Genomic DNA, 12453 nt, shown 5'->3' with positions numbered 1-12453 from the left:
GCACGCCCTGCCACAGGTAGCCCGCGCCGACACCGACGAACGGGGTGACGGGGACGTCGATGCTGAACAGACGCTTCAGGTCGATGTCATACAGCACGTTGACGAAGCCGCCATAGGAGCGGTCGGAGCCCTTGTCGCCACGGCTCTTGCTGTAGATTTCGGACCAGTTGTAGTCGCCCTCGACCTCGGCGCGCAGGCCGTTCCCGAAGCCCCAGCCGACCGCGCCGAAGCCGGTCCAGCCATGACGGTGGCCGACCTTTTCACGGCCCGGTTCCGTGCCGCCGTCGGTGTCGGCAAAGTGCCCGTGCTGGGTCTGGGTCAGGTTGTAACCACCCCCGATGTCAACATACGGACCGGTGATCGTCGTGGCCATCGAGGCCGCCGGGGCGGCAGCCATCAGGGTCGTTGCCAGTAACGCCGTGCGAAGACGCATATTCTCGTCCTTAAAAAATGAAGTGTCAGAACTTCATGGAGTCTCAAAGGGATGAGGCGCGTCCCAACTCAGCAGGATGCACAGACACATCATCCGTTAATCTTTTCTGAGTGTCAGATAGCCTTTCTCGGTAGGGATGAGAAGGGACGTTTCACCGTATCGGGATGAGTGTGGCAAAAAAAGCACAAAACCTTAAAGATACTGTGAGGTATAATTTAAATTTTCCCTTTATCCAAAAGGGGATATCGCGAATCATGCGCGAAATCCCATAAATTTCATACTGTTCGCGCAAAAGAATATATGAAGAACGTTATGTGGTGTTTCTGCCTTATTTTGCCGGGGCTTATCCATGGTGGAGGCAGGAATCGGCCCCATAACGAAAAAAGGAGCGCCGGAGCACTCCTTTTCCCTTCTGCCATGACGTGTCCCGCGATCAGTGCAGGATGATTTCGACGCGACGGTTCTGGGGTTCGCGCGTATCCGGGCCGGTCGGGACCAGCGGGTGCGCTTCGCCATAGCCCTGGATGTCGATGGCGTTGGCGGGCACGCCGTCACGGATCAGTTCGGCCTTCACGCTGTTGGCGCGGCGCAGGGACAGGCCCATGTTGTACTGTTCGCCGCGCGGTCCCGGCTGGGCCGCCGAGTTGTCGGTGTAGCCATTGACCTCGATGCGGGTGGTCTGGACGTGGGTGGACGCCTGCGCGGCTTCGGCCACGATCTCACGCGCACGGCCGGTGAGGGCTGCGCCGTCCCAGTCAAAGAAGACGAGGTAGGTGCGGGCCGCGGTCGGTGCGGGCGGGACAACGGCGGGGGCCGGCGGCGGCGGCGGCGGCGCATGGTTGAAGGCATAGCGCACGCCAACGATGAACTGGTGGTTGAAGCGGTGGTCGAACCGGACATAGCCGTTGCGTTCCGCATTCCACGGGCTGCCGATGGTGGTCTGGCTGCCGGCATTGCCCATCGCAAAGGACTGCGGCTGGCCGATCATGCGGTATTCGGTGGTCATCTGCAGGCCGGGGACGCCCGGAATGTCATAGGCCGCACCGACGATACCCTGGTAGGCGAAGCCCTGGTTGCCACCCATATGGCGGACATTCGCGCTGACGCCATTGATGTTGTAGCCAGTCGACGTGCCCACGTCCTGCCACAGGTAGCCCGCGCCGACACCGACGAACGGGGTGACGGGGACGTCGATGTTGAACAGGCGCTTCAGGTCGATGTCATACAGGACATTGAGGAACCCGCCATAGGACCGGTCGGAGCCATGGGTATGGCCGACAAAGGTGTTCGCCCCGCCGCCGATCGTCTCGCGGTTGATCTGCGACCAGTTGTAATCCCCCTCGATTTCCACGCGCAGGCCGTTGCCAAAGCCCCAGCCCACCCCGCCAAAGCCGGTCCAGCCATTGCTGTGATGCAGGCGGTCGCGTGTTCCGACCTCGTTTTCCTGATGGGTGGGACCACCGTCGCGGTCAACCCCGTGGCCATGCTGGACCTGGGTGAGGTCATAGCCCCCCCCGATCCCGACATAGGGGCCCGTGATCGTCGTGGCCATTGACGCCGCCGGGGCGGCGGCCATCAGGGTCGTTGCCAGTAACGCCGTACGCAGACGCATATTCCCGTCCTTAAACCTGATCGTACGCCTGAGTTCGTGGAGATAGGGGCAGTTCCACCAAGGGCGATACAATGTTGAGCGAATAAAGCTTGTGCTTTTCTTTTGCGACGCCAGGGGGAATATTGCGGGAATATTGCTTACCAGATCTCCCGATACGACCCTTGGCGGGTTTCGTTGTGGGGGAGACAGGTTGAAATAAGGTAAATGTAGTCCGGGTGCGCACAGGTGTGCCCTATTCCCCGGACCATTGTTGCATAAAGATCACGCCCCGCGCCGTGATCCGGGCGGGGCGTGGGGTCCGGGGTCAGGGGCGGCAGCCATCCGCGCGCAGCACGGCGGCCACCGCGTCGTCGGGCACGTCGCGGCAGGTGAAGGCCTTGCCAATCCCGCGGACAAGGACGAAGGACAGGCGCCCGTCGCGCATCTTCTTGTCGCGCTGCATGTGGCGGATCAGGGTGGCGGCCGAGAATTCCTCCCCCGTGTCGCTGATGCGCGCGGGCATGTCCAGGCGTTCGAGGTGCGCGCTCACGCGGTCCAGGTCGGCCTGCGGGCAGTAGCCAAGGCGGACCGACAGCATGAACGCCAGGCGCAGCCCGATCGACACGCCCTCCCCATGCAGCAACCGCCCGTCATAGCCAAGCTCCGCCTCCAGCGCGTGGCCGAACGTATGGCCGAGGTTGAGCAGCGCGCGCCCGTTGGCCTTGCGTTCCTCACGTTCGTCATCGGCGACGACGGCGGCCTTGAAGGCGCAGGCGCGGCGGATGGCCTCCGCCTGCATGGCGGAGTCGCCATCAAGCACCGCCTGCCCATGCAGGTCGCACCATTCAAACAGGTCGGCATCGCCCAGCAGGCCGGATTTCAGGATCTCCGCATACCCGGCGCGGATTTCGCGCGCGGGCAGCGTGGTCAGCGCCGTCGTGTCGACCAGAACGGAGATGGGCTGATGGAACGCGCCGAGCAGGTTCTTGCCATACGGGGTGTTGATCCCGGTCTTGCCCCCCACGGACGAATCGACCTGCGACAGCAGCGTGGTCGGGACCTGCACGAACGGCAGGCCACGCAGGGTGGTCGCGGCGGCAAACCCGGCAAGGTCGCCCACGACCCCGCCACCAAGGGCAAGGACCGTGGTGCCGCGTTCAACCCCGGCCGCCAGCAGTTCACCGGTCACGCGCCCGTATTCGGCCAGCGTCTTTGACCCTTCCCCCGGCGGGACGGTGATGGTCCCATGGCGGATGCCGGTTTCCTCCAGCCCCGCAAGCAGCGTGGGCAGGTGCAGCGCCGCCACGTTTTCGTCCGTGACGATCATGACCCGTTTCTGCGGCAGCAGGGGCGCAAGGCGGGCGCCCGCGCGGCGGATCATGTCCGCCCCGATCTGCACGTCATAGCGCGCGCGCTCCAGCCTGACGGGCACCAGCAGGGGGCGGCGCGCGGTATTGATGGCCCCCAGGACCTTTTCGGCACTGTGCTCCACGTTGTCATCTCCACAATCGACGATAATGTCCGCCTCGGCATAGACGGGATGCCGGGCGCGCATAAGGTCCGACAGCACCGTGGCGGGCGACTCCACGTTCAATAACGGGCGATGGGTACGGTCCTGCACGCGCTCCAGCAGGACCGGCAGGGTGCAGCGCAGCCAGACCGAGGTCGCATTTTCGCGCACGCATGCACGGGTGCGCGGGTCCATGAACGCCCCACCCCCGGTCGCAAGGACGATCGGCGGCCCGGACATCAGACGGCGCAGGACCATATGTTCGCCGCGACGGAATTCCGCCTCGCCGTATTTCTGGAACAGGTCGGCGATGGAACAGCCTGCCGCGCGTTCGATCTCCTCGTCCGAATCCACGAATTCCAGGTTCAGCCGCGCCGCGAGCAGCCGCCCGATGGTGGTCTTCCCCGCACCCATCAGCCCGACAAGCACGATGCTGCCCCCCTGTGGCGGGGCGGTGGCGGCATGGCGGCCCTGGCCCAGCGCATCGAGGTCAAGGGGAATGAACAGGGGCGTGGCGTCGTTATGGGGGGACGTCGGGCGCGCCATCGGGGGCGTATCGGATGAAATCGGGCGTGACATGGCGGCCAACCTAACATAGAGCGGGAAAAAACGGATAGCGGGGAAGACCGTGCGTTGCCGCCATGGGGGCATGCGCGGGCCTTTTCGCCATCATCTTGTTGAGTATCTGGCGCATCCTTTGCATGGGGGAAACGGTCATGGCCCGTATTATTGTCGCCGCGTTCGCGGTCGTGCTGGCCTGCATGGTCGGCGGGTTCCTCTCGCTCGGCATGTTCCCGCCCGCGCTGGTGCAGCAGGACGTGCATCGTGACCTGTCACTGGCCACGGCGCCCGCAGCACCGCCACCCATGGCGGTCGCCGCGCCCGCGCCGCTGCCGGTCATGCCGCTGGGCAAGCCCGCCGCCGCGCAATGAGCGCGGACGGCGTCGATGCGTTCCTTGAGATGCTGGCCGCCGAACGGGGGGCGGCGCTCAATACGCTGAAGGCCTATCGCCGCGACCTTGACGACCTTGGCAGCATGCTGGCGGGGCAGGGCGCATCGCTGCCACAGGCATCGGCGCGGCAACTGGGGGCGTACCTGTCGGGTCTGGCGCAGGCGGGGCTTTCGGCGCGCACGCAGGCGCGGCGGCTGTCATGCCTGCGGCAGTACTACCTGTTTCTGGTGCGCGAGGGGCGGCGGCCCGATAACCCGGCCAGCATGCTCGAAGCCCCGCGCCTGCGTGCCGCGCTGCCGCGTTTCCTGTCCGAGGGGGATGTGGAGTCGCTGCTGGCGGCATGTGTGGCGCGTGCCGATGCGGGGGCGCAGGAGGTGCGGCGCATGCTGGTCGCGCGCACCGCGCTGGAAATCCTGTATGCCTCCGGGCTGCGCATCTCCGAGCTGCTGTCCCTGCCGCGCGCGGCGCTGGAACGCATGACGGGGATGCTGCTGGTGCGCGGCAAGGGCGGGCGGGAGCGCATGGTGCCCCTGTCCGCGCGGGCGCGCGATGCCGCCGATGAACTGATGCGCCTTGACCGCCCGCTGCGCAGCGCGTTCCTGTTTCCCGGCCGCAGCCCCCTGCGCCCCATGACACGGCAGGGATTCGACCGGATCCTGCATGATGTGGCACTGAAGGCCGGGCTGGACCCGCGGCACCTGTCGCCGCATGTGCTGCGCCATTCGTTCGCCACCCACCTGCTGTCGCACGGGGCGGACCTGCGGGCGCTGCAGATGCTGCTGGGGCATGCCGACATCGCCACCACCCAGATCTATACCCATGTCCTGACGGAACGCCTGCAGGAAGCGCTGCGCCAGCATCATCCGCTGTCGGAACATGCCGTCGCCTGAGGGTAAAAAGGCCGGGGTCGGGAAAAACGCGCCACCATCGGTGCAGAATCTGTTTGGCTGCGCCCCGGCCTGTGCTATCGGCAGGCCATGCGCCAGTTTCTAGATTTCGAAAAGCCCGTCGCCGAGCTTGAAAACAAGATTGACGAACTTCGCAAGATGTCCGGTCCCGACGGCATTAACATCGCCGACGAGATCGCACGCCTGACGGAAAAGGCCGACCGCGAACTGCGCGCGGCCTACGCCAAGCTGACGCCATGGCAGAAGGTGCAGGTCGCCCGCCATGCGCAGCGTCCGCACACGGTGGATTACATCGCCGGGCTGATTACCGAGTTCACGCCGCTTGCAGGTGATCGCCTGTTCGGGGAGGACAAGGCCATCATTGGCGGGCTGGGCCGTTTCGGCAACCAACCCGTTGTCGTCATCGGCACGGAGCGCGGGGCGGAGATCGAAACCCGCCTGCAGCACAATTTCGGCATGGCGCGTCCCGAAGGCTATCGCAAGGCGCAGCGCCTGGTGAAGCTGGCGGGGCAGTTCGGCCTGCCGGTCCTGACCTTCATCGACACATCCGGCGCATGGCCCGGCATCGATGCGGAGGCACGCGGACAGGCCGAAGCCATCGCGCGGTCCATTGATACCTGCCTGTCCGCGCCGGTTCCGGTCATCGCGACCGTCATCGGCGAAGGTGGCTCCGGCGGGGCCATCGCGCTTGGCGCGGGCGACCGGGTCATGATGCTGGAACATGCGATCTATTCCGTCATCTCGCCCGAGGCCTGTGCCTCGATCCTGTGGCGCGACCCCAAGCAGGCCAGCACGGCGGCCGGTGCGCTGAAGCTGACGGCGCAGGACCTGCTGCAACTCGAACTGATCGACCGGATCATTCCCGAACCGCTGGGTGGCGCGCAGCGAGACCCCAAGGCGACGATCCGCGCGGTGGGGGATGCGATTGCCGCGGAACTCCCCGGACTGCTGAAGAAGGATGCGGCGCTGCTCAAGGCGCAGCGGCGGGAAAAATTCCTCGCCATGGGGCGGGACAGGATCGCCTGAGATCGCCCATCCAATTTCGGGAACCATGATTTTTTGATAAATCAGGGTGCAGGGATCGTGATCCCTGCCGGGTCCGGGCAGCGCCCGGGTATTACATGCATGTGGTAATGCTGCATGTTCAGGGGCTTTGCCCCTGAAACCCCACCAAAGGGTATTCCCCTTTGGGAACCGTTACTTTTCAACAGGTCAGTGTCCGGGGCGATTACACCTTGTGTGCTGGCTCGCCCTCCAGCGGCGTGAAGCCCATCTCCCGGATCATGGCCGCGATCTTGTCAGCGACCTGCGTGACTTCGTCCGCATCCAGTCCCTTGCACACCAGCGCCACGCCGCCGCGACCGTCGCTGTCGTGGAAAGGGTAGGAGCCGATATCGATATCGGGATGGGCCGTCTGGATGTTTTCCAGCTTTGCCGCCAGTGCCCCTTCATACAGGCCGAATGCGTGCCAACTGCGTGATGTGACCGGTGTGCCATGGCGCAGGGTGGGGGCAATCTCCTCGAACATGGCGCGCATGATCCGGGGCACGCCCGCCATGACATGCACGTTGCCCATGGTGAAGCCCGGCGCGATGGAGACGGGGTTGCGGATGGGGGTTGCGCCCACCGGCAGCGTCGCCATGCGCTGGCGCGCCGCATTGAATTCACCCGGCGCGAAGTGTTTTTCCAGCAGGGCGAATGTCTCGGGATGGGGCGCCCATGGCACGCCGAATGCCTCCGCCACGCAGGAGGAGGTGATGTCGTCATGTGTCGGGCCGATGCCACCCGTGGTAAAGACATGGTCATAGGCCGCGCGCGCTTCGGTCACGACATTGACAATCACGGGGCGGATGTCGGGAATGATCCGCACTTCGCGCAGGCTGATGCCGATTTCGGTCAGGCGGCGGGCGATATACTGCACGTTCACGTCCTGCGTCCGGCCGGACAGGATTTCGTTACCGATAACCAGGATACAGGCGGTCGGGTTCATGGCGTCTCATCCATCGGGTTGAAAGCGAAAGGATCAATAGGCGCGCAGGCTACAGGAGATCGCGCCAAAAGTCTTGGCCGGGGCGGCGTGCCTGCATTGTCCGCCGTGAAAGGTGGACGCGCGCGCCAGGGCCTTTTGCGATAGACTCCCGCCCATCCGACACATCCGCAAAGGAAGCAGCATGGATACGATGACACCGCACTGCATATGGGACCTCAAGGCGCAGCTTGGCGAAGGCCCGGTCTGGGTGGCGGCGGAACAGGCGCTCTATTTCGTGGATATCGTCGGTTCGGCCATCCATCGCTACACTCCCGCCACGCAGGCCACCATGTCATGGAAAGCGCCCCGCCGTCCCGGTTTCCTTGTGCCGGTGGCTGACGGCACCTTCATGTGCGGCCTGCAGGATGGGCTGCATGCGTTCGATCCCGAAGGCGGGAAGTTCAGCGTGCAGGCGGTTGTGGAGCCGGACAGGCCGGGGAACCGGATCAATGACGGGTATGTGGACCCGCGCGGGCGCCTGTGGTTCGGCACCATGGATGATGGGGAGGCCACGCCTTCGGGCGCGCTGTACTGCGTGACGCGCGAAGGCGATGGGACCCTGCGCATCGTGCGTCAGGACGAAGGATATGTGGTGACCAACGGTCCCGCGCTCTCCCCCGACGGGCGGACGCTGTATCACAACGATTCGCACCGGCAGTCCATTTACGCCTTCGACGTGTCCGACAGCGGTGCCCTGGCAAATCGGCGCGTCTTCGCCCGCCTGTCGGACGGGTATCCCGATGGCGTGGTTGTCGACAGCGCGGGCTGTCTGTGGGTCGGGGTCTGGGGCGGTGGCCGGATCGAGCGTTTCACCCCCGATGGCCAACGGCTGGCCCCTGTCATGATGCCCGCGCGCAATGTGACCAAGGTCGCCTTTGGCGGCGAAGATTATCGCACCGTGTTCGTCACGACGGCGCGCAAGGGGCTGGACGGGGACGTGCTGGCCGCGCAGCCCCAGACGGGCGGCCTGTTCACGTTCCGCGTGGATGTCCCCGGACAGCCGCAGGCAACATTCCCGGCCAGCGGGATGCGCGAACTTGGCAGGGAACTGCATGCCCCGGGCGGGGAAAGCAGATAAAAGTTTTTGGGCGCCGCCTTTTGATCGGAAAAGGCGGTGTCTTTCGAAGCTTTTGGAGAAAAAGCTTCACCAGAAACTTTTGTCCTTCCGCCCCGCTCTTCAGATCAGGTCGCGCAGCAGCGGCACCAGCGGCTTGTCCGCGTCGGGCATGGCATATTCATGCAGGCGGTTTGTCGCGACCCATGCCAGTGTCTGCCCCTCCCGTGGGGTGGGGGTGTTTTTCCACCGGTGGCAGACGTAAAGCGGCATCAGCAGGTGGAAATGCCCGTAATCGTGGGATACGAAGGTAAACGGCGCCAGGCATGAGCGCGCGACATCGATGCCAAGCTCCTCATCGAGTTCGCGGATCAGCGCGGCCTCCGGCGTTTCCCCCGGCTCGACCTTGCCGCCGGGGAATTCCCACAGCCCGGCCATGGATTTCCCCTCCGGCCGCCGGGCCAGAAGGATGCGCCCATCCATGTCGATCAGCGCGACGGCCGCAACCAGCACGCTCTTCTTCTGGCGTGGCAGGCCGTCATCTTCCCCGGTGGCGGCACCAGTGCCCGACAGGTCAGCATGCCGCGCCTCAAAGCACAGGACGGGATATTCCCCCCCGCGGGAGACGAATTCCTGATGTCCCGTCCCCACCTCGCGAAAGCCGATGCGGCGCAGCACGGCGATGGAGGGGTGGTTGTCATGCGCGGCCGACGCCGTCAGCCGTTCGATCGGCAGGTTGGCCATGGCCCAGCGCGCCAGGCGTCCCGCCGTGGTGGAGGCCACCTTGCGGTTCCAGTGCGTGCGCGCCACCCAGTATCCCAGCGTGCCCGAACGGCTGGCATGGTCGATCCGCAGCCCGATGCAGCCGATCAGTTCGTCCGGGTTCGCCGCTTTCGGGCAGGTAATGGCAAAGTGGTAGGCATCGCGACTGCGCGACTGCGCGATGGTGGAGGCGATCCATTCATCGGTCAGGGCACGCGGGTAGGGGAACGGCACACGGCTGAGCATGCGCACCACGCTCCAGTCATTGATCAGGCGATGCATGACCGGCGCGTCGGTGGCCCGCACCTCGCGCAGGAGGTAGTCACCTGCCTCCAGCGCGGTTCCCGCAAACCGTGACTGTCCCTCCACCGTCATGTGCGGGTCTGTGGCGCGGCGGGGGTGTCGTCCTGGGCCGGCAGCCCGCATTCGGCCAGCAGTTCACGCAGGTTGCAGATCACGGGGAAGATCTCCTGGTTGCGGTCGCCGCCCTGTTCATTCCACGCTTCCTGCTCCATCTCCACGATCTCGCGGTCCTCGCGGAAGATGCGTTCGGTAAAGGCGGTCAGGAACGGCCACGCAAGGTCGAGCAGGCCGGGGATTCCCGGGCGCTTGATCGACAGCAGGCCGAAGGTGCGGTTCGTCAGCTGCGCCGCATCCTGGGGGACATAGGAAATCCACAGGTCCATGACCGGGTCGTTGTCGCCGGTACGAATCGACAGTGTCTGGTGGGGATAGACGGTGCGGATCGTCATGACGTCGCGATGGGCGAATTTTTCGCTGTTGTCGCGCTTCTGCCCGAAGATCAGGGCCTCCCCGATCGGCTGCTTCCCCCCGGTGCGGGCAAAGCTGTAGCGCGCCTCCACCATGTTGGGCGTGCGTTCCTGCCCCAGGAAGCGCGGCTTCATCTCGCCCATCTGCTTCATGTGCATGAACTGGTGGTTCATATCCATCAGGTTTTCATGCATGAAGCTGTAATGGCACTTGATGGTGCGGCCAAAGCGGCGCGTCTTGTAGGCGGGGTTGGCCACCTGCGCCAGATGCGGCAGCGCCTGGGCCTGCGCCTTGTCCGGGTCGCCGGGGAAGATGAAGATCAGCCCGTCCTGCTCCCGGCAGGGATAGGTCCGCACGCCGTTGGGCAGCTTCCCCTTGCCAAGGTAGGGCACGTCGATGCAGCGGCCCGACCGGCCATAGGCCCAGCCGTGATAGCAGCATTGCACCGAGTCTCCCTTGACGGTCCCCTTGCTCAGCGGCACCTGACGGTGGGCGCAGCGATCCTCCAGCGCAAAGACCGAACCGCCTTCGCGCGGGCGCACCAGCGCAATGGGCAGGCCGGCGTAACGTGTTCCGATTGTCTTGCCCGGGCGCAGTTCGCGCGACCATGCAACGGGGTACCAGTTGTCAGGATGCGCATGGATGCGACGCAGGTCGCGTCGGCCTGTGGTCAGGGGCGGCATGCTGTCTGACGATAGCAGTTTGTCCATTGTCTCTCTTGATTTTGAAGATGGCCGTGGCAATCGGACATGCCAGGAATCCCGGGTGGCGTTGGGTCTGTCATCTGTGCGGTCAGGTATAATACCCACTACGGTATATAAGGATGTTTTTCACGGGAAGCATAAATGGTTCCCCCTGCCCACACTTTGTCATCTGCCCTCCTGCGTCGTGATGCGGGCGCGCATGCCGCGCCGTGATGCGCGGCCGGGACGGTCACACGCCCACGCCATGATGGCGGCCGGGCGCGCGGTCGTCCTTGTGCTGGATCATCCTTGCGCGGAAAGTTCCGCCGTCAGGTCCTCGATGAACTGGAACGCGACACGGCCCGAACGCCCGCCGCGCGCCAGCGACCATGCGTTGGCCCGGCGCACCAGGTCCGCATCGTCGATCGGCAGGTGACGTTCGCGGGCATAGCCGCGCACCATGTCCATGAACGTGTCCTGCGCGCAGTTGTGAAAGCCGATCCACAGCCCGAACCGGTCGGAGAGGGAGACCTTCTCCTCCGTCGCCTCGGCGGTGTTGATCGCGGTCGAGCTTTCGTTCTCGATCATCTCGCGCGGCATCAGGTGGCGGCGGTTCGACGTGGCATAGAACAGGACGTTGGCCGGACGGCCCGCGATCCCGCCATCCAGCACGGATTTCAGCGCCTTGTAATCCGCGTCCTCGCGCTCGAACGACAGGTCGTCGCAGAAGACGATGAAGCGCCGCGAACTCTCCCGCAGCAGGGCGAGCAGTTCGGGAAGGGTGGACAGGTCCTCGCGCTGGATTTCCACCAGCGCCACGCGGCCCTTGCCGGCGGGGGCGGGCCTGCCGTCCACCAGGTTGGCCTGCGCGTGCGCCGCCTTGACCAGCGACGACTTGCCCATGCCGCGCGCACCCCACAGCATGGCGTTGTTGGCGGGCAGGCCACGGGCGAAATGCAGCGTGTTTTCCAAAAGCATGTTGCGCTGGCGTTCCACCCCGCGCAGCAGGCCGATCTCGACATGCGCCACATGCGCCACGGGTGACAGCCGCCCAAGGGAGGGATGCCAGATGAAGGCATCCGCCGTTTCAAGGCCGCCAAGGCTGGGCGCGGGCGGGGAGAGGCGTTCCAGCGCGGAGGCAATGCGTTCAAGGAGGGGGAGCAGGTTGGAATCCATCGTCGATCCTGGGTCTTGGACAAGAGGCGACAGCGTATGCTGACTGGTATCCGGAGCGCGTCGGACCATATGCAATGGCGAAGTGACGCCTTGACGGGAAACAGGCGAAAACTATGGTCCGCATCGCAACCCTGCAACCCGTTCCAACCTGTATCATGCCGGAAAGCTGCCCATGCGCTCTCTTTTTGACAATTTCCTGACCACCCCAGCCTATGCACAGTCGGCAGGGGGCGGTGGTTTCAGCGCCGAGGGGCTGATGTCCATCCTGCCTTATGTGGCGATGTTCGGGATTTTCTATTTCCTGCTGATCCGCCCGCAGCAGGTCAAGCAGAAGCAGTTGCGCAGCCAGCTGGCCGCCCTGCGCCGGGGCGACCGGGTTCTGACGGCCGGCGGGATCGTCGCCGTGGTCCAGAAGGTCAGCGACGGGTCGAACGAGGTCGAGGTCGAAATCGCCCCCAACGTGCGCGTCACCGTGCTGCGTGACACCATCAGCACCGTCATCACCAGTGTTGCCGTCCCCGCCAATGACGTGACCCCGCCCAAGAAGGGCTGAGGCCACGCCACACCGGGCCGGGGCAGGGAA

The 12453-nt window shown here is 65.0% G+C and carries 12 protein-coding genes; 5 read left to right on the top strand and 7 right to left on the bottom strand.

Going from position 1 to position 12453, the window contains the following annotated elements:
- The 3 genes from KMAL_RS09560 to aroB all read right to left on the bottom strand — a co-directional run.
- The coding region (locus tag KMAL_RS09560) for an outer membrane beta-barrel protein (RefSeq protein WP_180999789.1) at window positions 1-433 on the bottom strand (433 nt) is incomplete at its 3' end.
- 433 nt (window positions 434-866) lie between these two features.
- Complete coding sequence (locus tag KMAL_RS09555) at window positions 867-2045, bottom strand: OmpA family protein (protein ID WP_110095473.1); 1179 nt, start codon at window positions 2043-2045, stop codon at window positions 867-869.
- A 304-nt stretch (window positions 2046-2349) separates the two neighbouring features.
- Window positions 2350-4113, bottom strand: coding sequence for a 3-dehydroquinate synthase (aroB, locus tag KMAL_RS09550; protein ID WP_110095472.1), 1764 nt, complete (start codon window positions 4111-4113; stop codon window positions 2350-2352).
- A gap of 137 nt (window positions 4114-4250) precedes the next feature.
- Here aroB and KMAL_RS09545 point away from each other — a divergent pair, with 137 nt between their 5' ends.
- The 3 genes from KMAL_RS09545 to KMAL_RS09535 all read left to right on the top strand — a co-directional run bounded on the left by KMAL_RS09545 (window position 4251) and on the right by KMAL_RS09535 (window position 6421).
- Window positions 4251-4466 carry a hypothetical protein gene (locus tag KMAL_RS09545; RefSeq protein ID WP_239020053.1) on the top strand — a complete coding sequence of 72 codons (216 nt, stop codon included), beginning with the start codon at window positions 4251-4253 and terminating at the stop codon, window positions 4464-4466.
- Window positions 4463-5377: a tyrosine recombinase gene (locus KMAL_RS09540; protein ID WP_110095471.1), complete on the top strand. Its 915-nt coding sequence runs from the start codon at window positions 4463-4465 to the stop codon at window positions 5375-5377. Before KMAL_RS09545 ends, KMAL_RS09540 begins: the two co-directional genes overlap by 4 nt.
- Before the next feature lie 87 nt (window positions 5378-5464).
- A complete protein-coding gene (locus KMAL_RS09535) occupies window positions 5465-6421 on the top strand; it encodes an acetyl-CoA carboxylase carboxyltransferase subunit alpha (protein WP_110095470.1) in 957 nt (318 codons plus the stop codon).
- Window positions 6422-6623: 202 nt separating this feature from the next.
- On the opposite strand, the gene KMAL_RS09530 is transcribed toward KMAL_RS09535, so the two are convergent.
- Complete coding sequence (locus KMAL_RS09530) at window positions 6624-7385, bottom strand: competence/damage-inducible protein A (protein ID WP_110095469.1); 762 nt, start codon at window positions 7383-7385, stop codon at window positions 6624-6626.
- A gap of 181 nt (window positions 7386-7566) precedes the next feature.
- On the opposite strand from KMAL_RS09530, the gene KMAL_RS09525 reads away from it, so the two are divergent.
- Window positions 7567-8502 (top strand): SMP-30/gluconolactonase/LRE family protein, encoded by a 936-nt coding sequence (locus KMAL_RS09525; RefSeq protein ID WP_110095468.1) that lies wholly within the window; start codon window positions 7567-7569, stop codon window positions 8500-8502.
- Between the two features lie 99 nt (window positions 8503-8601).
- On the opposite strand, the gene mutT is transcribed toward KMAL_RS09525, so the two are convergent.
- The 3 genes from mutT to KMAL_RS09510 all read right to left on the bottom strand — a co-directional run bounded on the left by mutT (window position 8602) and on the right by KMAL_RS09510 (window position 11870).
- Complete coding sequence (gene mutT, locus KMAL_RS17800) at window positions 8602-9615, bottom strand: 8-oxo-dGTP diphosphatase MutT (RefSeq protein WP_110095467.1); 1014 nt, start codon at window positions 9613-9615, stop codon at window positions 8602-8604.
- A complete protein-coding gene (locus KMAL_RS09515) occupies window positions 9612-10721 on the bottom strand; it encodes an aromatic ring-hydroxylating oxygenase subunit alpha (RefSeq protein WP_110095466.1) in 1110 nt (369 codons plus the stop codon). The genes mutT and KMAL_RS09515 overlap by 4 nt, the downstream gene beginning before the upstream one ends.
- Window positions 10722-10997: 276 nt before the next feature.
- On the bottom strand, window positions 10998-11870 hold the full coding sequence (locus KMAL_RS09510; protein ID WP_110095465.1) for an ATP-binding protein: 873 nt from the start codon (window positions 11868-11870) through the stop codon (window positions 10998-11000).
- A 172-nt stretch (window positions 11871-12042) separates the two neighbouring features.
- Between KMAL_RS09510 and yajC the strand changes: the two genes are divergently transcribed.
- Window positions 12043-12423, top strand: coding sequence for a preprotein translocase subunit YajC (gene yajC / locus KMAL_RS09505; RefSeq protein ID WP_110095464.1), 381 nt, complete (start codon window positions 12043-12045; stop codon window positions 12421-12423).
- The last annotated feature ends 30 nt before the right edge of the window (window positions 12424-12453 follow it).

The organism is Novacetimonas maltaceti (assembly GCF_002906255.1).
GTDB lineage: Bacteria > Pseudomonadota > Alphaproteobacteria > Acetobacterales > Acetobacteraceae > Novacetimonas > Novacetimonas maltaceti.
This window is presented reverse-complemented; position numbering and strand designations above follow the sequence as displayed.